Source organism: Caulobacter sp. NIBR2454 (genome assembly GCF_027474405.1).
Classification (GTDB): domain Bacteria; phylum Pseudomonadota; class Alphaproteobacteria; order Caulobacterales; family Caulobacteraceae; genus Caulobacter.
The window spans coordinates 2976091-2998040 of the sequence record NZ_CP114871.1 but is presented as its reverse complement, the minus strand read 5'-3'; the positions used below and the strand labels follow the sequence as shown (position 1 = coordinate 2998040).

Sequence of the window (21950 nt, the reverse complement as noted above, 5' to 3'; positions counted from 1 at the left end):
CATGACGCTTTATCTGAACCTGCGAGAAAGCCAGCCGCAGATGATGAGCGGCGACGGTGGGCCGAGCGCGCGCCTGATCGCCGACGCGGCGGTCGATGGCCTGATCCAGGGGCGGACGGTGATGTTCGGCGTCCATGGTTTCAACGTCCGCTACAAGTCGGGCCTGCGCTCCCTGGCGCGTCTGGATCAGGAGCTGAAGCTGCCGCAAACCCATGTCTTCGTCGGCGTGCTGTGGCCGGGAGATTTCTGGGTTCCGGTCATCAACTATCCCGTCGAATGGGAGGACGCGGTGAAGGGCGGCCAGGCTCTGGCCCGATATGCGCAGGCCCGCATGGGATCGGCGCCCCGCTTCGCCTTCGTCTCGCACAGTCTGGGCGGGCGCTTGGCGCTGGAAGCCGCGGCGCACTTGCCCGACGACAGGGTCGGGCCGGTCTGCCTGATGGCGTCGGCCACGGACAATGACTGCCTCGAGCGGCCCTATGACGTCAGCCTTCGCAAGGCGGAGAAGCTGAGCGGCCTCGCATCCAGGAAGGACAAGGTGCTGGCCGTCGCCTATCCGCTCGGCGACTTCGCCGGAGACCTGGTGTTTCGGGACAAGGACAGCCCGTTTCGCGGCGCGCTGGGGCGCTACGGTCCACGCAACAACGCCCCCCTATGGATTCGCATCGACAACGGCGAGGGCTTCACTCACGGCGACTATTTCCCGCCCGGCGATGCCGGCCCGCTGAAGAAGACTCAGGGCAAGGCGATCCGCTATGCCCGCGACTTTCTGCTGAACGACCAGCCGAACTGGGCCTAGGGCCACTTCACCAGCGGCGGCATGGAGCTGAGGATCGAATCGACATTGCCGCCGGTCTTCAGGCCGAAGGTCGTGCCGCGGTCATAGAGCAGGTTGAACTCCACATAGCGGCCGCGACGGATCAGCTGCTCCTCGCGGTCGGCGTCGGTCCAGGGCTCGTCCATGCGATGACGGACGATCTTGGGGTAGATGTCCAGGAACGCCTCGCCCACATCGCGGGTGAAGGCGAAGTCCTTGTCCCAGTCACCGCTGTCGTGGTGGTCGTAGAAGATGCCGCCCACGCCGCGCGGCTCGTTGCGGTGCGGCAGGAAGAAGTACTCGTCGCACCAGGCCTTGTACTTGGCGTGCCAATCGGGGTGGTGAGCGTCGCAGGCGCGTTGCAGCGCCGCGTGAAAGGCGACGGCGTCGTCGGCGTCCTGGCTGCGCTGGGTCTCCAGCAGCGGCGTCAGGTCGGCGCCGCCGCCGAACCAGCTTTTGGTGGTGGCGATGAAGCGGGTGTTCATGTGGACCGCCGGCACGCGCGGATTGGTCATATGCGCGATCAGGCTGACGCCCGTGGCGAAGAAGCGGGGATCTTCCGCCGCGCCGGGGACGGTCTTGGCCATTTCGGGCGTGAAGGTCCCGAACACGACGGAGGTGTGCACCCCGACCTTTTCGAACAGGCGACCGTGCATCATCGACATGACGCCGCCGCCGCCCGCGTCGCGGGTCCAAGGCTTCTTCTCGAAGCGGCCCGCCGCGCCGGGGTACAGCTCCACCGGCGCTTCCTCCTCCAGCCGCTCGAACTCGGCGCAGATGCGGTCGCGAAGGGATTCGAACCACTGCTGGGCCAGGCGCTTGCGGGTGTCGAGAAGGTCGGTGTCGGTCACGGGCGCTCGGGGAGGGGAGGGTGAAAGGTGCGTAATGACGTCGATTTAAGCTGCTTCCGCAGCCGCCGCGCCTAAAAGCAGCCCGAGATTGGGAAGCGCAACATGAAATCCATCCTCTTCACCGTGGCGGCCGGCGTTATTGGCCTTTGCAGCGTGATCTGCCTGGGCGCCCTCCCGCAGGGCGTGGCCTAACCCGTCCAGGCGTCGGTCTGTTCGGTCGCCAGACACAGGGCCATGGCCGCGGCGGTGACCAGATTCAGCGACCGTGCCCCGTTCTGCAGGGGAATGTAGAGCCGCGCCTGGGCGGCCTCATGAACCTCCGCCGGAGCGCCGGTGCTCTCGCGCCCGAAAAGAAGGGTGTCGCCCGCAGAAAAATCGAAGGTCTGGAACGGGACCGCCGACTGTGTGGTGAAAAGCACGAGCCGGCCTTCATTTCGCGCGGGGTCGGCGAGGAAGTTTGACCACGAGGAATGGCGCTGGACCTTGGCCAGCGGGCCGTAGTCGAGGGCGGCGCGCTTTAGCGCCGGGTTGGATAACGGGAATCCGCAAGGCTCGATCACGTCGATTTCCGCCCCCAGACAGGCGCCCAATCGTATGGCGGCGCCAAGGTTTTGCGGAATGTCCGGTTGAAAAAGCGCGAGACGCATTCTAAGCGATCCAACCACACGACTTGAAGGGGATTGGGGGAGTTACGCGTTTGCGGCGACAGGTCGCAACGTCGAAACCCGCCTAAAGCCTCAGCTTGTTGTTGCAGATTGCGCCGGAACCTTGCAGGGGGAAGGCGTTTAGGGCCGGCGCCCCATCGGCGCCATCGTGAAGGGTGACCAGGTGGCCGATACCGCCGCAGGCGCAACGACAGAACCGCAGGCTGATCCCAGCCGGCGCGACTTCATCCACATCGCGGCCATCGCCGCCGGCGCCGGTGGCGCGGCGGCCTTGGTCTGGCCGTTCATCGACCAGATGAACCCTTCGGCCGACACGCTGGCTCTGGCCTCCGTGGAGTTCGACCTGACCAAGGTCGCCGAAGGCCAGCAGGTCACCATCAAGTGGCGCGGCAAGCCGCTGTTCGTGCGTAACCGCACGCAGCGCGAGATCGACGCGGCGGTGAAGGACGACAGCGCTTCGCTGCCCGATCCGCAGACCGACGCCGAGCGTCACAAGGACGGCAAGGCCCAGTGGCTGGTGCTGGTGGGCTCGTGTACGCATCTGGGTTGCGTGCCGACCTTCGGCGGCGGCGACTACGGCGGCTGGTTCTGCCCGTGCCACGGCTCGCACTACGACACCTCCGGCCGGATCCGTAAGGGCCCCGCGCCGACGAACCTCGTGGTTCCCGAGTACGAGTTCCTCTCCGACACCAAGGTCAAGATCGGCTAATTCAAATGAGCGGACATTCGACCTACGAACCCAAGACCCCGGTCACGCGCTGGCTCGACAGCCGGCTGCCGATCATCCGTCTCGGCTATGACAGCTTCATCGACTACCCGACGCCGCGGAACCTGAACTACTGGTGGACCTTCGGCGCCATCCTGTCGGTCTGCCTCGTCAGCCAGATCATCACGGGCGTCATCCTGGTGATGCATTACACGCCGAGCGCCGCCGGGGCCTTCGCCTCGGTCGAGCACATCATGCGTGACGTGAACTACGGCTGGCTGATCCGCTACATGCACTCCAACGGGGCGTCGATGTTCTTCATCGCCGTCTACATCCACATGCTGCGCGGCCTCTATTACGGGTCCTACAAGGCCCCCCGCGAAGTGCTGTGGATCCTGGGCTGCATCATCTATCTGCTGATGATGGCCACCGGCTTCATGGGCTACGTTCTGCCCTGGGGTCAGATGAGCTTCCACGGCGCGGTGGTGATCACCAACCTGCTGGGCGCCTTCCCCATCGTCGGCGAGTCGATCACGACTCTGCTGTGGGGCGGCTTCGCGGTGGACAACCCGACCCTGAACCGCTTCTTTGCGCTGCACTACCTGCTGCCCTTCATGATCGCGGGCGTCGTCGTCCTGCACGTCTGGGCGCTGCACGTGGCTGGCCAGAACAACCCGATGGGCGTCGAGCCGAAGTCCAAGGCCGACACTGTCCCGTTCACGCCCTACGCCACGGTGAAGGATGCTTTCGGCGTCAGCGTCTTCCTGATCCTGTTCGCGATCTTCATCTTCTACATGCCGAACGCCCTGGGCCACGCCGACAACTACATCCCGGCCAACCCGCTGGTGACCCCGGCCCACATCGTGCCTGAATGGTACTACCTGCCGTTCTACGCGATCCTGCGCGCGGTCCCCGACAAGCTCGGCGGCGTGCTGGCGATGTTCGGCGCCATTGGCGTGCTGTTCGCTCTGCCCTGGCTGGACACCTCCAAGGTGCGCTCGATGCGCTACCGCCCGATGGCCAAGATGTACTTCGCCATCCTGCTGGTGGTCTGCATCATCCTGGGCTTCTGCGGCGCCAAGCTGCCGGACGATCATGTCATCCCGCACCTGACGACGTTCCGCCTGATCGACGCCGACCTGAACAGCTTCGTGTGGCTGAGCCGCTTTGCGACGCTCTACTACTTCGGCTTCTTCCTGGTGATCCTGCCGGTGCTTGGCCTCGTCGAGAAGCCGCTGCCCGTGCCTGACACCATCGCGTCTCCCGCTCTGTCCCACCCCGCCTCGGCTCCCGACGGCGCGGTCGCGGCCCCCGAAAAGAAGGGTTGAGTTCGACCATGCTGCGCAAAGTCTCCGTTATCGCAGCGGCCTTCGGTCTGATGGGCGGGCTGCTTGCGGCCAGCCCGTCGCTCGCGGCCGGTCATCCGCTGCCGCCCAAGGACGTCAAGTGGTCGTTCGAGGGCCCGTTCGGGAAGTTCGACCAGGGCCAGCTGCAACGCGGCTTCAAGGTCTATCGCGAGGTCTGTGCGGCCTGCCATTCCATGACCCTGCTTTCCTTCCGGAACCTGGGTGACAAGGACGGGCCGTTCTACAACGAGAAGTACCCGAACCCGAACGACAACCCCTGGGCCAAGGCGATCGCCGCCGAGTACCAGATCAATGACATCGACTCCGAAACGGGCGACGTCATCCAGCGTCCGGGCACCACGGCCGACCACTTCCCGGCCCCGTTCCCCAACGAGCCGGCGGCTCGGGCGAGCAACGGCGGCGCTCTGCCGCCGGACTTCTCGGTCCTGGCCAAGGCCCGCTCGGGCGGTCCGGAGTACATCTACTCGCTGCTGACCGGGTACAAGACCCCGCCGGCCGGCCTGACCGTCGCCGCTGGTCAGCACTACAACCCCTATATGCCGGGCGATCTGACCGGTGTGTGGTCGGGCGACCACGACCACGTCCCGCCGGGCGGCTTCATCGCCATGGCTCCGCCGCTGAAAGACGGCCTCGTCACCTTCGACGACGGCTCGCCTTCCACCGTGGACCAGCAGGCCAAGGACGTCGCGGCGTTCCTGATGTGGGCCGCCGAGCCGAAGATGGTCGAGCGCAAGCAGACCGGCTTCGCCGTCATCCTGTACCTGCTGCTGTTCTCCGGCCTGCTGTACGCCAGCTACCGCCGGGTGTGGCGCAACCAGTCGCACTAAGCGGCTCCGTTTCGCAGAGTTTGGAAAACCCGCCTGGTTCGCCAGGCGGGTTTTTCTTTGGCCGATCCAAGCTAGGCTGCGGCCATGATGATCGCCGCTCTCCTCGCCGCCGCCTCAGTCTCCGCCGCCGACTGGCGGACGCTTGATCCCGACAACACCCTGCTGATCGATACGGAGAAGGGGCGCATCGTCATCGAGATGCGGCCCGAGTTCGCACCCAGGTCGGTTGAGCGGGTGAAACTTCTGGCGCGTGAAGGCGTCTATGACGGCCTGCAGTTCCATCGGGTGATTCCCGGCTTCGTGGCCCAGACCGGCAATCCCAATAACAAGGACGGCGGCGTCTCGAACCATCCCGACCTGCCGCCGGAGTTCCAGTTCCGTCTGCCGGCGGCGACCGCCGCAACGGCCGTTGCGCGGGCGTCCGACGCTTGGTCTGGCTTCCTTGGGGCGACACCCATCCAGGCGGTTCCGCCCAAGCCAGGCGAGCCGCTGCGGGGTTGGGGCGCCTATTGCGCCGGCGTGGTCGGCATGGGCCGTCAGGCTGACCCCGGCACAGGCAATAGCGAGATTTTCATCATGCTGGACGCCGCCCGCCGCCTGGACCGCGACTACACCGTCTGGGGCCGGGTGGTGGAGGGCATGCCGGCCGTAAAGACGCTGACGGCCGGAGAGCCGCCGACCGCGCCGGATCACATGCTGAAAGTGCGGGTTGCGGTCGATGTGCCCGTCGCCGACCGGCCGCGCATCCAGGTGCTGAATGAGCAGGGGCCGGCCTTCAAGGCGATGGTCGCCAAGCTCCGGGCCGCCAAGGGCGCGGACTTCAGCGTCTGCGACGTCGAGATACCGACGAAGCCCGACTAGGTCGGCGCGGTGATCGGAACGCCTGCCCGCTGGCAAAGGGCGGGAATGGCCGCCTCCTGCCGCAGGGTCTCCGCGCGCGCCCAGTCAGGGTTGGCGGCGTGGTCGATGGAGGGTTGGACCTCCACCTTCACCGTCTTGTTGGACGGTCGCGCGCGATCCATGACCAGAGCATAGGGCGAGGTTCGGTAGGGACCGATGCGGGAGACGCCGCAGATCACCTTGCCGTCCGCGCTGACGCTGGCGTTCAGCACCTTGACGCGGCCCGCCTTGGGCTCGTTCTGCTCGATCTGAGCCTTGGCGAACCGTTTGAGCGCGGGGCCGTCGCCGTAGCCGCCCTGACATGCGCCCACGAGCGCCAGAGCCGCCGCCGAAACGACCAGTGGAATGAAGATGGATTTGCGACGCCGCCAAGACCGACGGCGAGGCCTGATGCCTAACGCCATGGTAATCACCCCTCCCAACGGAGCATTCTTCTCCGTCCGACTTGGGATCAACTTAGCGCGGCAGGGTTAAGAGGCTGTGACGAACCGTCGCGGAATTTCTACTCTCGGCTGAATCGCCATTTCATAGCCAAGACGGTGCCGGACATCAGTACGCAGACCGCGTTCGAGAAGACCAGCGGCCAACTTTCCAGCATGATCCCGTAGGTCGTCCAGAGTATGAAGCCGGTCACCGTGACTGCATACATCCGCAGAGAGACAGAAGAGGCGTCGCGTTCTTTCCAGATCTTGAGAATCTGCGGGGCGAAGCTAGTCATCGAGCAGATCGCCGCCAGCGTGCCGATCAGGGTGGGAAGCCAGTTTTTGTCCATGAGGCGTCAATGCCCGCCCCTCGGCGCGGTTCCGCTCAACGAAAAGCGGCGGAGCAGGGGGACTGCTCCGCCGCCATAACGTCGAACCGCCAGGGGAGTAGCGGCTCGCCGAAATCAGCCCTTGCGATAAATCCGGTCGAAGACGCCGCCCTCGGCGAAATGCGCGGCCTGGGCCTTCTTCCAGCCGCCGAAGGTGTCGTCGATGGTCACCAGCGGGATATTCGGGAACTTGGACGCATACTTGGCCAGGGCTGCGGGGTTTCGGGGCCGGTAGTGGTTCTTGCCGATGATGTCCTGCGCCAGTGGGCTGTACAGGAAGTTCAGGTACCCCTCGGCGTAGACGCGTGTGCGGCGCCGATCGACGACCTTGTCGATGATGGCCACGGGCGGTTCGGCCAGGATCGAGCGGCTGGGCGTGACGATCTCCACCTTGCCGGGGCCAAGCTCGTCGATGGCCAAATGCGCCTCATTCTCCCAGGTCAGAAGCACGTCGCCGATGCCACGCTGCACGAAGGTGGTGGTGGAGCCGCGCGCGCCGGTGTCGAGCACCGGCACGTGCTTGAACAACTCGGCCACGAAGGCCTCGGCCTTTTGCGGGTTGCCGCCGGGTTGTTTGAGCGCCCACGCCCAGGCGGCCAGATAGTTCCAGCGCGCGCCGCCCGACGTCTTGGGGTTGGGGGTGATGACATCGACGCCGGGGCGGATCAGGTCGCTCCAATCCCTGATCTTCGACGGGTTGCCCTTGCGGACCAGGAACACGATCGTCGAGGTGTAGGGCGTGGAATTCTGGGGCAGGCGCGACTGCCAGTTGGCGGGCAGCAGCTTGGCCTTGGTGGCGATCTCGTCGATGTCATAGGCCAGCGCCAGTGTGACGATGTCCGCCTGCAGGCCGTCGATCACCGACCGAGCCTGCTTGCCGGAGCCGCCATGGCTCTGGTTGATCGTCAGATCCTGGTTGGTCCGCCCCTTCCAGTATCTGGCGAAGGCGGCGTTGATCTCCTTGTAGAGCTCACGCGTCGGGTCATAGCTGACATTCAGCAAGGTCACGGGCTTGGCGCCTTGAGCGGCGGCCGCTCCAGCGAACGCGGCGGGGAGTGCGAGGCCCGCGACGGTCCCGCCGATCAGGCTGCGCCGCGAGGCGTAATCGAACGTCTTGTTCATGGCGCGTTCCCTTGAGGCATTTGGGATCATAGAGCGTACGAAATACGATGCGACGAGGCGGACAAGCCCTATCCGGGTGGCGTTCAGGAAAAGCGCACTGTGTACGCCTGTGGATCCTATGGCCCAGAAGAATTCAAAGCAGACGTATCTGCTAGGAATTACATCTGCGGGGCGCTTTAGAAAACCTGTCAGCAAAAGGCCCGCGCTCCTGAGGGGCGCGGGCCTTAAGTCTTTGTCGTTAAATGGGCTTTCGCCTCTAGAACATCATCCGGCCCGACAGGCGGACGTTGTAGCGTTGAGAGCGTTTGCGCTTCTCCGCCCCGCCCTCAACCGCGAGATAGGACATGGCCGTGCCGGCGCGCAGGGCCAAATTCAGGGTCAAAGCCCCGTCCTTGTCATCAGCGGCCACCAGGGTGAAGGGCGTGCCGTTGGCGCCGAAGCGGGCGACCGTGTCGCCGATGCTGCCCGAGATCGTCTGGCGATAGCCGACGCGGACTTCCGGACGCCACCAGATTTCGCGGCCGAACTGGGCGCCAAGGGCCACCGCGGCTTCGCCGCTCAGGCGGTTGGACTTGCGTTCGTCGACGATCAGGTCAAAGCCAGCGCCGCCGCCCTTCTCCGCGCGTTCGTCCTCATTGAGATAGACGTAGTCTAGGCTGGTCTCGGGACGGATGAAGTAGCGGCCCAGCTTGGCTTCATAGGATGCGCTGACATTGGCGGAGGCGGTGAGGCCGTTCCAGCTGGCGCTATTGGAGATGTCCAGATTGTCGTCCGGCGAGATCAGGCGACGGTCGCCGTCGAACCAGGCGTAGCCGACGCCGCCGCGGGCGCTGACCAGCAGGCCGCCCATGGCCTTGCGGCCATAGATGCCGCCCTGGAAGATCGAGGCCGTGGTGTTCTCGCCGATACGGGCCGCCTGGTCGTGCTCTTCGATGTTCATGTAGGCGAGGGTCAGGCCAAGCGCCCCGCCCTGGTCGCCCATGCTCTCGTAGCCGCCCACGAAGCCGAAGGTCTGAGCATCGGCGCCGAGGCCGCCATCGACGCCCTCCTTGCGCACCAGGCTGCTGATCTCCTGGATCCAGAAGCTGTCGGGGCCATAGCGCTCGGTCGCCCGATCAGGCCGCAGGCTGATGGCCGAGGAGATCGCCTGATTGGCGTACTCCAGGGCCTCGAACATGGCCTCGCCCTGGTCGGGGAGCATCTGGTCGTAGATGGCCAGGAAATTGGCCCGGTCCGTCTTGGACAGGAAGGCGCTGGCGAGCGCGCTGTTCTGGCCCACGGCGTTGTAGACGGCGTCATAGGCGCCGGCCCGCGAGCCGGACAGTTGGGCTTCGGCGGCGGTGCGGCGACGTACGTCCAGATAGACTTCGCCGGCGGCCGCGTTGGCCGACGCCGTCGTGATGTAGAGATACGGCGTCTCCGCCAGCAGCGACTGGTCCAGATTGCCGACGGTCAGGCTGCCGGCCTGGATCACCGTGTAGCGCGACGGCTGCTGCAGGAAGCTGGTCAGCGACAGGCCGATCTTGGCGCCGTCGCCGATCGTGGCTTGGCCGACCACGAACTTCGTCGCCGTGTTGGTGCTGGGATCGGCCGTGACGATCAGCGAACTGCCGGCGCCGATGTTCAGGCTGGTGGCGTTGATGGTCTCGGCATTGGTGACGAACAACAGGCCATTGGCGACATTGACCGTTAGGCGGCCGTCGCTGTCGGTCAGATTGCCGAGCGCCGCCGCGCCCCCGCCTATGTACAGCCCATCGACGCCGGCGCCGAAGGACATGTTTCCGTTTAGCGTGCCGTTGTAAAGTTCCAGGCGATCATCGCCCGAGCCAAGCAGGACATCGCCGATGATCCAGGGCTCGGCGCCGTCGGCGACGCCGTCCTTGTCGGTGTCGGTGAAGGTGCCGGTGCTGGCGACGCTGTTCTGCACGACCCAGACGCCGGTCGTGTTGGCGCGGGCGTCGATGGCGACGCCACGGCCCGTGACGGCCTCGTTTTCGGAGTCCAGATCGGCGTCGTCCTTGTCGTCGGCGTCGTCGGTAGGAACGACCAGGGCGCTGATGCGGCCGCTGTTCTGAATGGTGTTCACGGTGCCGGACAGGTCGCGGATGGCGACAGCATTGGCCTTTTCGCCGTTGACGGTCGAGGTGATTACGCCGCCATTACGAATTTCACCGACCTGGGCGCCCGCTTCGATCTGGATGGCGCGGGCTTCAAAGGTGGAGCCCTCGGTGATGTTGGTGCCGATGATCGAGCCTTGGTTCAGCAGGCTCGGCATCTGGACGCCGCTCTTGATCGACAGGGCGGTGGCGACTTGTTCGCGAGCGGTGGCGCTGATGTCGCCAGTGTTGCGCAGGCCGCCCTGAATCGTCGTGGCGAAGCCGGCGTTCCCGCCCAGTTGCATGCCGGTGGCCGAGACGCCGTCATACAGGCCCTGGCCGGCGATGACGCCGCGCTGGACGACGCCGAAAGCGTTCTCGCCCGTTCCAACCAAGCCAACGGTGGTGGCGCGAGTGTCGGAACCGATCACGACAGCTGGCGCCGATCCCAGGACGCTGATGGTGGAGTTGGCTTCGAGCGCGTCGAGCACGCCGTCGCCGTCCGCGTCGGTGTTGCCCTCGACGATGGTCGGCTGGATGTCGAACATGATGCCGCCGCCGACATTGCCCGCAACGCGGACGGCCGAGCCGCTCTGAAGCATGTCGTCCGCGTCGATCAGCGCACGATCCTCGGCGAAATCGGGACGAACGGTGTACCGATAGCCACGAGCGGTGACCGAGCCCTGGAACTTCACCGCGCCGGTCACGTCGCCGTCTAGCGCCACGCCCACCGCGCCTTCGCCCAGAGCCGTGATCGCGCCGGTGATATTGGCCGCGCCGCCGATGGCCCCCGCGCGGATGCCGTAGCTGCGCGAACCGGTCACGCCGATCACGCCGGAGCTGTTCAACGCACCGGCGATGGCCGTTTCCAGGCTGATGCCGGCCGAATCATTGCCTTCGATGGTGATCGTGCCGCTGTGAGCCACGAAGCCACCCATCGTCCCCGGGCCGGTGACGCGGATGCCGATGCGATTGGCGCCTTCGGCGAAGGCTCCATCGACCTCGCCGTCGCCGTCAGCGTCCTTGGCCTCGTAGGTCTCGGTCAGGCTGATGGCGCCGCTGTTGGTCACGTCCGCCGTCTGGCCGCCGATCACCAGGATGCCGGTCGATCCGCTGACGTTCTCGGTGCCGATCGTGCCGGCGTTGATGACCGAATTGCTGCTGTTCTGGGTGATCGCCGCGCCCGCGGCCGTCAGCCTGATCGAACCCGCGGTGGTGACGTTCACCGAATCCGGCGCGCCATTGGCCGCGGTCGCCGTGGCGATCGGAGTCGTGCGTGCGGTGGTGATCTGGGTTTCGGCCTGTGCGGCGCTGAACAGTGCCAGAAGGGGGGCGGCGGCGACCGTCGCTACCAGAACCTTGCGCTGCATGGACGTAACTACACCTCAGATTGCCGGATACTACGTCCGGCGCCGTTGCGGCGAAAATGCGGTCTATTTCCACCGCTGACGGAAATAAGACCCCGCCTTCACGACGGTCTAACCCATGGTTTTGAAGCGCGCCACACCTTCGATGCGCCTTATTCATGGGTTGGGCGCTTGACCCTGGGTCGCAGGGCGGGTGAAAGGCCCGGACATGAACATTCTCCTTGTCGGTTCCGGCGGGCGCGAACACGCCCTGGCCTGGAAAATCGCCGCCTCGCCGCTGGTGAAGCGTCTCGTAGCCGCACCCGGCAATCCGGGCATCGCCGCCGTCTGCGAAACGCAGCCCGTGAAGGCGAACGACGTCGAGGGGCTGGTGGCCCTGGCCCGCTCCATCGAGGCTGATCTGGTGGTGGTCGGGCCGGAAGTGGCGTTGGAGGCGGGAATCGCCGACCGCTTGGCCGAGCTTTCCATCCCCTGCTTTGGCGCGACCGCCGCCGCCGCCCGCCTGGAGACGTCCAAGGCCTTCACCAAGGACTTCTGCGCCCGCCACAACCTGCCGACCGCCGCCTATGGCGTGTTCGAGACAGCGCAAGCGGCCGGCGCGTTCCTCGACACCCTGTCGCCTCCGTTCGTGATCAAGGCGGACGGTCTGGCCGCGGGCAAGGGCGTGGTCATCGCCGCCGATCGGGCCGAGGCTGACGCCGCCGTGCTCGACATGCTGGGCGGCCGCTTCGGCACGGCCGGCGCTCGGGTGGTGATCGAGGAGTTCATGGATGGTGAGGAGGCCTCCCTCTTCGCCCTGTGCGACGGCGAGACCGCCGTGCTGTTCGGCGCGGCCCAGGACCACAAGCGCGCCTATGACGGCGACAAGGGCCCCAACACCGGCGGCATGGGCACTTATTCGCCGCCGCCGGTCCTGACCGACGCCCTGATCGCCCAGGCCAAGCGCGAGCTGATCGATCCCACCGTCGCCGGCATGGCGGCCGAGGGGCATCCCTATCGCGGCGTGCTCTATGCCGGCCTGATGCTGACCAAGGACGGCCCCAAGCTGGTGGAATACAACGCCCGCTTCGGCGATCCGGAATGCCAGACCCTTATGCTCCGGCTCGACGGAGACATCGTTCCCTACCTGCTGGCCGCCGCCACCGGGACTCTGGCCCAGCAGCCAGAGCCCAAGTGGAAGGAAGAGGCCGCTATCTGCGTGGTCATGGCCGCGGAGGGGTATCCTGACGCCCCGAAGACCGGCGCGGTTATCGAAGGCGCCGAGGCTGATTTTGGCGAGGAGGCTTGGGTCTTCCATGCCGGAACGAGCCGTGACGCTTCGGGCGATCTGGTCACCTCCGGCGGGCGCGTATTGAACGTCTGCGCCCTGGGCGTGGATCTCAGTGAGGCGCGCGACATCGCCTATGCCACGGTCGGGGCGATCCAGATTCCCGGCGGCTTCTATCGCAACGACATCGGCTGGCGGGCGCTTCCGCACGGTTCCTGAGGTTCGGGGCTGGCGCTCAGCGCCGCCGCCGCTAAACTCCCGTTCAAACAAGCGTAAGAATTGTTTGAGGGAGCGTTGCATGGCCCAGGCGGAACAATCCGCGCAGGAGCTCAACTCCGGCACCAAGCCGGTGGATGAGCGTCACAGCATCGACGAAGCGGCGCTGGAGCGCTGGCTGAAGGCCAATGTCGACGGCTATGCCGGCCCGCTGGAGGTCCGCCAGTTCAAGGGCGGTCAGTCGAACCCGACCTATCAGCTGGTCACCCCGACGCGGAAGTACGTCCTGCGCCGCAAACCGCCGGGCAAGCTCTTGCCATCCGCCCACGCCGTGGACCGCGAGTTCAAGGTGATCTCAGCCCTTGGCAAGACGGGATTCCCGGTCGCCAAGGCCTATGCTCTCTGTGAGGACGAGGGCGTCATCGGGACCATGTTCTACGTCATGGACATGGTGGAGGGGCGTATCCTTTGGGACGGGACGCTTCCGGAATACTCGCCGCCCCAGCGCCGCGCGATCTACGAAGCTGAGATCGACACCCTGGCTCGTCTGCACAACACCGACTACGCGGCCATCGGTCTTGGCGACTACGGCAAGCCGGGCAACTATTTCACGCGCCAGATCGATCGCTGGACCAAGCAGTACAAGGCCTCCGAGACCACCTCGATCAAGGCCATGGACCAGCTGATGGAATGGCTGCCGGCCACCGCGCCGTCCGATGATGCGACCTCCATCGTCCACGGCGACTACCGGATCGACAACATGATCCTTCACCCCACCGAGCCCAAGGTGATCGCGGTTTTGGACTGGGAGCTATCGACCCTGGGCAACCCCCTGGCCGATTTCAGCTACTTCCTGATGAGCTGGGTCATGCCGGGCGAGCAGCGCGGCGGCCTGTCCGAGATCACCGACCTGCCGGCCTATGGCATCCCGACCGTCGAGGAGGCCGTGGCCCAGTACTGCAAGCTCACGGGGCGCGACGGCCTGCCTGAGCTTGACTGGTATTTCGCCTACAACCTGTTCCGCCTGGCCGGAATCTGTCAGGGGATCGTCGGCCGGGTTCGCGACGGCACCGCCGCTAGCGCCCACGCCCAGTTGATGGAAGCCCGCGTTCCCCTGCTCGCCGCCGGCGCCTGGGGTTTCGCACAGAAGGCCGGAGCCTGAATCCACCCATGAAACGCATTCTCGCCGCCGGCGTCGCCCTCGTGGCCCTCGCCGCCACCTCCGCATACGCCGCGCCCGTCTACGTCCAGGCCGGCCGCCTGCTGGCCGATCCGGCCACCGGCAAGGTCGAAACCAACAAGACCGTGGTCATCGAGAACGGCCGCGTCCTGCGGATCGAGGACGGCTTCACGGGCGAAGGCGCCAACGTCGTCGACCTGAAGGACAGCTTCGTCCTGCCGGGCCTGATCGACAGCCACGTCCACCTGACCAGCGAGCAGGGCCCCAACAGCCGTCTGAACGAGGTCACCCAGTCCTCGGCCGAGCAGGCCATGGTCGGCGCCCGCTACGCCAAGAAAACCCTGAAAGCCGGCTTCACGACCGTCGCCGACCTGGGCGCCGAGAACCAGGCGATCTTTGCGCTGCGCAAGGCCACCGCCAACGGCGACGTGGCCGGCCCGCGCATCATCGCGTCCGGCTCGGCCGTCTCGGTTCATGGCGGCCACGGCGACATCAACGGCTTCAGCGAGGACGTGATGCACGTCCTGCGGCCGGAATCTGTCTGCTCCGGCGTCGAGGACTGCCGCCGCGCCGTGCGCGAGCAGGTCTGGAAGGGCGCGGACATCATCAAGATCACCGCCACCGGCGGCGTGCTGTCCAACACCGCCGCGGGCTTGGCCCAGCAGTTCCAGGAAGACGAGCTGGCCTCGATCGTCGAGAGCGCCCACCGCATGGGTCGTCAGGTGACCGCCCACGCCCATGGCGTCGACGGCATCAACGCTTTCCTCAAGGCTGGCGGCGATTCCATCGAGCACGGCACCTATCTCGACGACCAGTCCATCGCCCTGTTCAAGAAGAACGGCGCCTATCTGGTCCCGACCTTGATGGCTGGCGACTTCGTGGCCCGCATCGCCGCCAGCCCGGGCAACTTCTTCACGCCCGCCCAGACGGCCAAGGCCCTCGAAGCCGGCCCCAAGATGCTGGACATGGCCCGCAAGGCCCACAACGGCGGCGTGAAGATCGCCTTCGGCACCGACAGCGGCGTCTCCGCCCACGGCGACAACGCCGGCGAGTTCGCCCTGCTGGTCAAGGCCGGCCTGACCCCGCTCGAGGCCATCCAAACGGCGACCGTCAACGCCGCCGCGCACTTCAAGATGAGCAATGAAATCGGTTCGCTCGCCGCCGGCAAGGCGGGCGACCTGATCGCGGTGAAGGGTGACCCGCTCAAGGACGTCACCGAGCTGACGCGCGTTTCCTTCGTGATGAAGGGCGGCGTCGCCTACTAGGACGCGACGGCGGCGGTCAGCATGGCGCTGATCGCCGCTTCGTCCTCGAACCTGGCTCGCACCGGCCAGGCCTTGATGCGAGCCCGCCATTCGGCTGGCAGGCGCACCCAATCCTTTTCGGTCGTCACCAGGCCGGCTTCGAAATCCTCGGCGCGGCGAGCCAGGGCCTCGAGCGTGGCCTCGTCATAGGCGCCATGATCCGGGAACGGCGCGAAATCCTTCAGGTCACAGCCGGCCGCGACCAGGGCGCGCTCAACCTTCCACGGCTTGCCGACTCCCGCGAAGCCCACCTGCGGTCCGGTCGGGGGCGGAGCCGCCGGCTCCAACCGTGCGACGAACACGGGCCTTCCCTCGAAAAGCGCCAGAAGCTCGGGATTAGCGGCGGGCAGGTCGACAGGTAGCAGGACGACGACCGAATCCGCGCGGGCGAGCCCCGCCTTCAACGGCTCGCGCATCGGCCCAGCAGGAAACACCGCCCCGTCGCCAAAGGGCCACTCACCGTTGCGGGTCTCACCATCGACCACGACCAACGACAGGGTCTTCTTCAGGGAGGGGTTCTGGTGGCCGTCATCCATGACCACGACCTTCGCGCCAGCCTCGGCGGCGGCCTTGGCGCCCGCCGGGCGGTCGCGGGCGATCCAAAAGGGCATATCCCCCGCCAGCATCAGGGGCTCATCGCCCACATCGGCGGCGGTATGGCGGGTGCAATCCACGCGAGCCGGCCCGGCCAGCTTTCCGCCATAACCGCGAGAAAGGCCGTGAGCCTCCACGCCTCGGGCCTTCAGCAGTCGAGCGATCTCGCGGACAATAGGCGTCTTGCCGACGCCGCCGACCGTCAGGTTGCCCACGCAGATGACCGGGACGCCCGGATCGACGGGCGAGGCGTCGGCGATCTTGCGCGCCGTCACCGCCGCCCAGATCCAGGAGATTGGCGTCAGCACCGCCCGCGTCACACGCATGGGCGGGCGTTCACGCACGTACCACCAGCGGGGCGTCGATAGCTTCATGGGACCTGCATGGCCAGGCGGCGGACGGCGGCCTCCAGCACCTCGCGCTCGTCGCCGATCATGGCCAGGGCCCGCTCGGCGCGCGCCTTGGCCATCTTCGGCTCCTTGAGCAGGGCGTAGAAGGCGGCGGTCAGATCGTTGGCGGTGCGGACCACCGTGGCCACGCCGTTCTTGACCAGCGGCGAATAGACCGACCGCCAATTATCCACGAACGGCCCGGTGATCGCCGGGCAGCCGAGCTGCGCCGGCTCCACTGGATTGTGGCCGCCAGGTCCCTCGATCAGGCTGCCGCCGATGAAGGCTCCGCGCGCCATGCGGAACCACAGGCCAAGCTCGCCCAGGGTATCGGCCACATAGATCGGGTCGGTCCCGAGCAGGTCGCCCGCGCTGCGCTTGCCGACCGCGAAGCCGCGCTCGCGGGCCAGTTCGATGATGGCGTTGGCCCGTTCCACATGGCGCGGAACCAGGATCAACAGGGCGTCGCCGCCCAGGGATTTGAACGCGGTGAGAATGATCTCGTCCTCACCCGGGTGGGTCGAGGCGGCGAGCAGCACCGGCCGCTTGCCGACAGCTTTCTTGAGCTTTTTCAGCTCCGCCTCGTCGGCCGGCAGGGGCGCGCCCACCAGCTTGAGGTTCAGGCGGCCATCGTCGCTGGCCCCAAACTCGCCCAGGCGGCTTGCGGTCAGGTCATCCTGCGCCAGGACCAGGCTGAACGCCCCGATCAGTTCGCGCGCCATGTCTGGCGCCTTGCGCCAGCCGGCGGCGCTCTTCTCGGTCACGCGGGCCGAGACCAGGGCCAGGCGGATCTTCCGCGCGTCGGCCTGGGTGATCAGGTTGGGCCACAACTCGCTCTCGACGAACACGCCCAGCGACGGCCGCCAGTGATCGAGGAAGCGGGAGACAGCCTTGGGCGCGTCCACCGGAATGAACTGATGGATCACGCCTTCTGGCAGGCGCATACGCAGCATGGCCGCCGAGGTTGCGGTGCCGGAGGTGACGAGGATCGACAGGTCCGGCCGCGCCTTGCGCAGGCCTTCGATCAGCGGCAGCAGCGACAGGCTCTCGCCCACGCTGGCGCCGTGCAGCCAGACCAGCTTGCCGTCCGGGCGGGCGACGCTGGCTCGGCCCAGGCGCTCACCAAGGCGACCGGAGTCCTCCTTGCCGCGCAGGGTGCGCGCCCGCAGCACCAGCGGCGCGACGGGCTCAAGAAGACCGGTCGCGGCACGGTACAGACGCAGGTGTCGGGACGCGCTCAAACCACGTGCGCCGGGGCCAGGCGGCAGTCCACCGCGCCGCCGCGCTCCACCTGCAGGGTTGCGTGGCCGATGCGGAACTTGTTGTTCAGGCCGGAGCAGGCTTCGTGCAGGAAGGTGTCGCCGTCATCGCCCTCCGGCCTCGTGATGTGCGCGGTCAGCGCTGTCTCGGTCGTGCTCAAGGCCCAGATGTGCAGGTCATGCACCTCCGTCACGCCAGGCAGGCTCTCCAGCCAGGCGCGGACAGCCGTGGGGTCGATATCGCGCGGAGCGGCGTCCAGGGCGAGGTCGAGGCTGTCGCGCAACAGGCCCCAGGTGCCGAGCAGAATGACCAGCACGATCACCAAGCTTACGACGGGGTCGATCCAGACCCAGCTGGTCACGCTCATGACCAGGGCGGCCACGATCACCCCGGCGGAGACGGCGGCGTCGGCGGCCATGTGCAGGAAGGCGCCGCGGATATTCAGGTCGCCCTTGCTGCCTTTCATGAACATCAGGGCCGTGCCGGTGTTGATCGCCACCCCGATGGCGGCCACCACCATGACCGGGCCGGCCTCGATCGGTTGTGGGTCAGAGAAGCGACGCACCGCCTCCCAGGCGATGGCCCCGATCGCGAAGATCAGGGTCGCGGCGTTGGCCAGCGACGCCAGGATGGTGCCCTTGCGCAGTCCATAGGTGCGGCGCGCGGTCGGCGCGCGCTTGGCCAGCTCGACCGCCACCCAGGCTAGGATCAGGCCCAGAACGTCGGACAGGTTGTGCCCGGCGTCCGCCAGAAGGGCGAGGGAGTTGGTCCAGAGTCCCGCCGCCGCCTCCACGATCACGAACGCCAGGTTCAGCGCGACGCCGATGGCGAAGGCGCGGCCAAAGTCTGTCGGGGCGTGATGATGGTGACCGTGGGCATGGCTGTGCCCGTGGTCATGGCCGTGCCCGTGTTGATGGTTGTGTCCGTGATGGTGATCGTGGCCCATGGTCGCCTTCATCCCACGAGTCAGGGGCGGTTCGCCAGTATCGCCTCGGCCCGTTGCGTGACCGCGGTCAGGCGTGCGCCCCAGTCAGCGACCAGGTCGGCGTCGTTGTCCTTTCGCGCGGGCGCGAAGGGGCCGTCCCACACCATCGCCGCACGAGCGAAGGGCAAAGGCAGGATCGTCCCGTCCCAGGTCCCCAGCCGCAGGCAGGGCTCGCAGGCCACGCCCAGCAGCAGAACCGGAGCGCCTGTCATGCGGGCCAGCGCGCCGACGCCCAGCTGCATGACCTCCGCCGGACCGCGAGGACCATCGGGGGTGACCGCCATCCCGCCGCCGTCGCGCACCCACTGGACCATCTCGCGCAGGGCCTGTTCGCCGCCCTTGTTCTTGGCCGGATCGCTCTTCTTCTTCGACGAACCACGAATGGCGGGAAAGCCGATACGCTCCACGGCTTGGGCGATGAACTCGCCGTCGGCCGATTGCGATATCAAGGCCCGCATCGGCTGACGCTCGGGAGACGGCGGCCACGCCGGCGGCGCGATGGGTATGCGGGCGTGCCAGAAACAAAGGATCAGGCCGGTCTCGCCGTTCCGGGCGGCCACCGCGTCAGCCACCTCCTGGCCTTCGCGGCTCCAGCGCAGGGTGGCGAAGACGAGACGCATGTAGCCGGCGAAGATCGCGGCCAGGATGCGGACCACGACCGGATTGCGCAGGGGCCTCAACCTTGGGGCTCCGGCGCGGCGTCCAGGTTCTGGGCCAGGGCCAGGCGCGAATAGAGGCCGCCGCGGCGGACCAGGGACACGTGGGTCCCTTCCTCGACCACCTTGCCCGCGTCGATGACATAGATGCGGTCGGCGTGGCGCACGGTGGACAGGCGGTGGGCGATCATCAGGGTGGTGCGCCCAGCCATTAGCCGTTCCAGCGCCGCCTGGACCTTGGCTTCGCTTTCGGTATCGAGGGCGCTGGTCGCCTCATCCAGCAGCAGGATGGGGGCGTCCTTCAGGAAGGCGCGAGCGATGGCGATGCGCTGGCGTTGGCCGCCGGACAGGCGCGCGCCGGCCTCGCCAACGCGGGTGTCATATCCATTGGCCAGGGTGACGATGAACTCGTGCGCCGCCGCCTGCCTGGCCGCTTCCTCGATCTCGGCCTGGGTGGCGTCGGGCCGGGCGTAGGCGATGTTGGCGCGGATGGTGTCGTCGAACAGGAACGGCTCCTGGGTCACCAGGCCGATGCGGCTGCGCAGGGACGCCATGGTGAAGTCGCGAATATCGCGCCCATCGATGGTCACCCGGCCCGCCCCCACGTCATAGAAGCGCGGTATCAGGTTCAGCAGGGTGCTCTTGCCGCCGCCGGACGGGCCGACCAGGGCGACGGTCTCGCCCCGCGCGGCCTTCAGCGAGACCCCGTCCAGGGCGCTGGCGTGGCTGCCATAGGCGAAGCTGACCTTCTCGAAGGTGATCGAGAACTGACCCTTGTCGTCCAGGGTGACGGCGGTGGGCGCGTCGCGCACCTCCGGCTCAACATCCAGGGCCGAGAACAGGCGGCGGCCGGCGGTGAGGCCTTCGGCCATCACGGTCTGCAGGTTGGCCAGCTGGCGCAGGCTCTGCGACGCGGCGGCCAGGGCGACCAGGAAGGCGGTGAAGGCGCCGACGTTCATCGCCCCACTGCTGGCGCGCCAGCCCGCATAGGCCAGGACGCCGGCGGTGATGATGGTCATCAGGGCTTCGGTGGTAGGAGCGGCCTGGGCGCGGGCGTTGGCGCCCTTGATGATGTGGGTCTGGCGGCGTTGGATCACCTCGGCGACGCGGCCTTCCTCGAAGGCTTCGCGGTTCTCGATCTTCACCACCCGCACGCCGTCCAGGCTTTCCATGACGGCCGTGGACAGGGCGGAGGTCTCGGCCATGGCCCCTTTGGCGGCCTTGGTGGTCTTCTTGGAAAACCGGCGCATCACCGCGCTGGCGATCGGCCCGGCCAGCAGGACGATCAGGGTCAGGGACCAGTCGTTGATCAGCATGACCACGACCATGGCCGCCACGGTCAGGGCGTGCTGGGTATAGTTGACGATCCCGCTGGTCGCCGCCTCGCGGATCAGGCCGGCGTCATAGAGCACGGACGAGACGAACTGGCCGGAGTGCGCGGCGCGCAGACGTGCGAGGTCGGCGCGGACCAGCTTGCCGAACAGTTCAGTCTGCACATCCCCCACCATGCCGTGGCCGATCCGGTTCACGAGAGTGGCCTGAACCACCTGCGCGGCGGCGCGGCCCAGCGCCAGAACCACGATCGTCAACGGTATGATCACCAGCGCGCCCGGCTTGCGGGTCACCAGCAGATCGTTGATGGCGGGGTTCAATACCTGGGCCAGGGCGCCGGTCAGGATCGCCACCAGCACGGCGCAGCCGACGGCTACGGCCAGGCCTCGCCAGCGCGGACGCAGGTAGGTTTCAAACACGCGCCGGGCCAGGTCGCGGTTGGTCGTCTCGGGCGCTGCGGCGTCAGTCATCACGGGAGGGGTCGGCCTTGTGGCGGAATCTGTCAAGCACGCGACATTTGCTGTCCGGCCAATGCGGCCCTACTTAGGCCGCCTGACGAAGGAGCGCCGGTTTGCCCGCTTACGACCTCTCCAGCTTCGGCGGCCGCCTGCGCGCCTATTGGGACTACTGGTGGAAGGATCACGCCTTCCTGCGCATCGGTTTCCAGAACGCCCATTGGGTCAGTCCCGAGCTGGTGCGCACCAACCAGCCCTGGCCGTTCCAGATCGCCCGCTGGAAAAAGCAGGGGATCAAGACGGTGGTGAACCTGCGCGGCGGCTACGACGGCTCGTTCTACGCCCTGGAGAAGGACGCCTGCGAACGGCTGGGGCTCAACTTCGTCGATTTCGTCATCACCAGCCGCGAGGCGCCGATCCGCGAGCGGGCGCTGGGCGCCAAGACGCTGTTCGAGACTATCGAATATCCGGCCCTGATTCACTGCAAGTCCGGGGCGGACCGGGCGGGGATCATGAGCGTGTTCTACGCCCACTATCGCCTTGGCCTGCCGATCCGCGAGGCCATGAAGGAGTTGTCCCTGCGCTACCTGCACGTGAAGCAGGGCAAGACGGGGGTGCTCGACTACGTGTTCGAGCGGTATCTGACGGATGGAGAGCCCAAGGGGCTGACCTTCACCGAGTGGGTCGAAAGCGACGCCTACGACCCGGTCTCGATGAAGGCCGATTTCCGCGCCGGCATGCTGGGCTCGGTGCTGACCGAAAAGCTGCTGCGGCGCGAGTAGC

At 66.9% G+C, this 21950-nt stretch carries 20 protein-coding genes; 9 read left to right on the top strand and 11 right to left on the bottom strand.

The features are described from left to right. Window position 1 precedes the first annotated feature (1 nt). Window positions 2-799 (top strand): alpha/beta hydrolase, encoded by a 798-nt coding sequence (locus O5K31_RS14575; protein ID WP_269714467.1) that lies wholly within the window; start codon window positions 2-4, stop codon window positions 797-799. Here O5K31_RS14575 and hemF read toward each other — a convergent pair. Continuing rightward, window positions 796-1668 (bottom strand): oxygen-dependent coproporphyrinogen oxidase, encoded by an 873-nt coding sequence (gene hemF, locus O5K31_RS14570; protein WP_269714466.1) that lies wholly within the window; start codon window positions 1666-1668, stop codon window positions 796-798. The genes O5K31_RS14575 and hemF overlap by 4 nt on opposite strands. Before the next feature lie 188 nt (window positions 1669-1856). Continuing rightward, entirely contained in the window at window positions 1857-2315 is a 459-nt protein-coding gene (locus O5K31_RS14565) for a tRNA (cytidine(34)-2'-O)-methyltransferase (RefSeq protein ID WP_269714465.1), read from the bottom strand. 181 nt (window positions 2316-2496) lie between these two features. Between O5K31_RS14565 and petA the strand changes: the two genes are divergently transcribed. The 4 genes from petA (at window position 2497) to O5K31_RS14545 (ending at window position 6094) form a co-directional block, all read left to right on the top strand. Further along, window positions 2497-3042 (top strand): ubiquinol-cytochrome c reductase iron-sulfur subunit, encoded by a 546-nt coding sequence (petA, locus tag O5K31_RS14560; RefSeq protein WP_269714464.1) that lies wholly within the window; start codon window positions 2497-2499, stop codon window positions 3040-3042. A gap of 5 nt (window positions 3043-3047) precedes the next feature. Next, the gene (locus O5K31_RS14555) at window positions 3048-4367 is read left to right on the top strand and encodes a cytochrome b (protein ID WP_269714463.1); all 1320 of its coding nucleotides are present in this window, start codon (window positions 3048-3050) and stop codon (window positions 4365-4367) included. An 8-nt stretch (window positions 4368-4375) separates the two neighbouring features. Then, the gene (locus tag O5K31_RS14550) at window positions 4376-5233 is read left to right on the top strand and encodes a cytochrome c1 (RefSeq protein WP_269714462.1); all 858 of its coding nucleotides are present in this window, start codon (window positions 4376-4378) and stop codon (window positions 5231-5233) included. An 84-nt stretch (window positions 5234-5317) separates the two neighbouring features. After that, window positions 5318-6094, top strand: a complete 777-nt coding sequence (locus O5K31_RS14545) for a peptidylprolyl isomerase (protein WP_269714461.1) — start codon at window positions 5318-5320, stop codon at window positions 6092-6094. On the opposite strand, the gene O5K31_RS14540 is transcribed toward O5K31_RS14545, so the two are convergent. From O5K31_RS14540 to O5K31_RS14525, 4 genes are all read right to left on the bottom strand, one after another. Continuing rightward, window positions 6091-6537 carry a hypothetical protein gene (locus O5K31_RS14540; protein WP_269714460.1) on the bottom strand — a complete coding sequence of 149 codons (447 nt, stop codon included), beginning with the start codon at window positions 6535-6537 and terminating at the stop codon, window positions 6091-6093. The two genes, O5K31_RS14545 and O5K31_RS14540, sit on opposite strands and share 4 nt — an antisense overlap. 98 nt (window positions 6538-6635) lie before the next feature. Next, complete coding sequence (locus O5K31_RS14535) at window positions 6636-6905, bottom strand: SemiSWEET family sugar transporter (RefSeq protein WP_269714459.1); 270 nt, start codon at window positions 6903-6905, stop codon at window positions 6636-6638. 114 nt (window positions 6906-7019) lie between these two features. Continuing rightward, window positions 7020-8066, bottom strand: a complete 1047-nt coding sequence (locus tag O5K31_RS14530; protein ID WP_269714458.1) for a sulfate ABC transporter substrate-binding protein — start codon at window positions 8064-8066, stop codon at window positions 7020-7022. Window positions 8067-8322: 256 nt separating this feature from the next. Continuing rightward, window positions 8323-11532: an autotransporter family protein gene (locus tag O5K31_RS14525; protein WP_269714457.1), complete on the bottom strand. Its 3210-nt coding sequence runs from the start codon at window positions 11530-11532 to the stop codon at window positions 8323-8325. Between the two features lie 205 nt (window positions 11533-11737). On the opposite strand from O5K31_RS14525, the gene purD reads away from it, so the two are divergent. The 3 genes from purD (at window position 11738) to O5K31_RS14510 (ending at window position 15457) form a co-directional block, all read left to right on the top strand. Then, window positions 11738-13015, top strand: a complete 1278-nt coding sequence (purD, locus tag O5K31_RS14520; protein WP_269714456.1) for a phosphoribosylamine--glycine ligase — start codon at window positions 11738-11740, stop codon at window positions 13013-13015. Between the two features lie 79 nt (window positions 13016-13094). Further along, window positions 13095-14174 (top strand): phosphotransferase family protein, encoded by a 1080-nt coding sequence (locus tag O5K31_RS14515; protein ID WP_269714455.1) that lies wholly within the window; start codon window positions 13095-13097, stop codon window positions 14172-14174. Between the two features lie 8 nt (window positions 14175-14182). Then, window positions 14183-15457: a metal-dependent hydrolase family protein gene (locus O5K31_RS14510; RefSeq protein WP_269714454.1), complete on the top strand. Its 1275-nt coding sequence runs from the start codon at window positions 14183-14185 to the stop codon at window positions 15455-15457. Here the strand turns inward: O5K31_RS14510 and lpxK are convergent. Genes lpxK through O5K31_RS14485 form a run of 5 tightly spaced genes read right to left on the bottom strand, consistent with a single transcriptional unit; the run spans window position 15454 to window position 21182 of the window. Continuing rightward, window positions 15454-16464, bottom strand: a complete 1011-nt coding sequence (gene lpxK / locus O5K31_RS14505) for a tetraacyldisaccharide 4'-kinase (protein WP_269714453.1) — start codon at window positions 16462-16464, stop codon at window positions 15454-15456. The two genes, O5K31_RS14510 and lpxK, sit on opposite strands and share 4 nt — an antisense overlap. Then, on the bottom strand, window positions 16461-17720 hold the full coding sequence (locus O5K31_RS14500) for a 3-deoxy-D-manno-octulosonic acid transferase (protein ID WP_269714451.1): 1260 nt from the start codon (window positions 17718-17720) through the stop codon (window positions 16461-16463). The genes lpxK and O5K31_RS14500 overlap by 4 nt, the downstream gene beginning before the upstream one ends. Further along, window positions 17717-18697, bottom strand: a complete 981-nt coding sequence (locus tag O5K31_RS14495) for a cation diffusion facilitator family transporter (protein WP_442867721.1) — start codon at window positions 18695-18697, stop codon at window positions 17717-17719. The genes O5K31_RS14500 and O5K31_RS14495 overlap by 4 nt, the downstream gene beginning before the upstream one ends. Before the next feature lie 8 nt (window positions 18698-18705). Further along, on the bottom strand, window positions 18706-19404 hold the full coding sequence (locus O5K31_RS14490; RefSeq protein ID WP_269714447.1) for a lysophospholipid acyltransferase family protein: 699 nt from the start codon (window positions 19402-19404) through the stop codon (window positions 18706-18708). Beyond that, complete coding sequence (locus tag O5K31_RS14485; RefSeq protein ID WP_269714446.1) at window positions 19401-21182, bottom strand: ABC transporter ATP-binding protein; 1782 nt, start codon at window positions 21180-21182, stop codon at window positions 19401-19403. Before O5K31_RS14485 ends, O5K31_RS14490 begins: the two co-directional genes overlap by 4 nt. 101 nt (window positions 21183-21283) lie before the next feature. On the opposite strand from O5K31_RS14485, the gene O5K31_RS14480 reads away from it, so the two are divergent. Next, window positions 21284-21949, top strand: coding sequence for a tyrosine-protein phosphatase (locus O5K31_RS14480; RefSeq protein ID WP_269714444.1), 666 nt, complete (start codon window positions 21284-21286; stop codon window positions 21947-21949). The last annotated feature ends 1 nt before the right edge of the window (window position 21950 follow it).

Coding starts and splice junctions, on each gene's coding strand:
- O5K31_RS14575 (WP_269714467.1), top strand. CDS start 2: ATGACGCTTTATCTGAACCTGCGAGAAAGCCAGCCGCAGATGATGAGC.
- O5K31_RS14565 (WP_269714465.1), bottom strand. CDS start 2,315: ATGCGTCTCGCGCTTTTTCAACCGGACATTCCGCAAAACCTTGGCGCC.
- O5K31_RS14555 (WP_269714463.1), top strand. CDS start 3,048: ATGAGCGGACATTCGACCTACGAACCCAAGACCCCGGTCACGCGCTGG.
- O5K31_RS14550 (WP_269714462.1), top strand. CDS start 4,376: ATGCTGCGCAAAGTCTCCGTTATCGCAGCGGCCTTCGGTCTGATGGGC.
- O5K31_RS14545 (WP_269714461.1), top strand. CDS start 5,318: ATGATGATCGCCGCTCTCCTCGCCGCCGCCTCAGTCTCCGCCGCCGAC.
- O5K31_RS14540 (WP_269714460.1), bottom strand. CDS start 6,537: ATGGCGTTAGGCATCAGGCCTCGCCGTCGGTCTTGGCGGCGTCGCAAA.
- O5K31_RS14535 (WP_269714459.1), bottom strand. CDS start 6,905: ATGGACAAAAACTGGCTTCCCACCCTGATCGGCACGCTGGCGGCGATC.
- O5K31_RS14530 (WP_269714458.1), bottom strand. CDS start 8,066: ATGAACAAGACGTTCGATTACGCCTCGCGGCGCAGCCTGATCGGCGGG.
- O5K31_RS14525 (WP_269714457.1), bottom strand. CDS start 11,532: ATGCAGCGCAAGGTTCTGGTAGCGACGGTCGCCGCCGCCCCCCTTCTG.
- purD (WP_269714456.1), top strand. CDS start 11,738: ATGAACATTCTCCTTGTCGGTTCCGGCGGGCGCGAACACGCCCTGGCC.
- O5K31_RS14515 (WP_269714455.1), top strand. CDS start 13,095: ATGGCCCAGGCGGAACAATCCGCGCAGGAGCTCAACTCCGGCACCAAG.
- O5K31_RS14510 (WP_269714454.1), top strand. CDS start 14,183: ATGAAACGCATTCTCGCCGCCGGCGTCGCCCTCGTGGCCCTCGCCGCC.
- lpxK (WP_269714453.1), bottom strand. CDS start 16,464: ATGAAGCTATCGACGCCCCGCTGGTGGTACGTGCGTGAACGCCCGCCC.
- O5K31_RS14495 (WP_442867721.1), bottom strand. CDS start 18,697: ATGAAGGCGACCATGGGCCACGATCACCATCACGGACACAACCATCAA.
- O5K31_RS14485 (WP_269714446.1), bottom strand. CDS start 21,182: ATGACTGACGCCGCAGCGCCCGAGACGACCAACCGCGACCTGGCCCGG.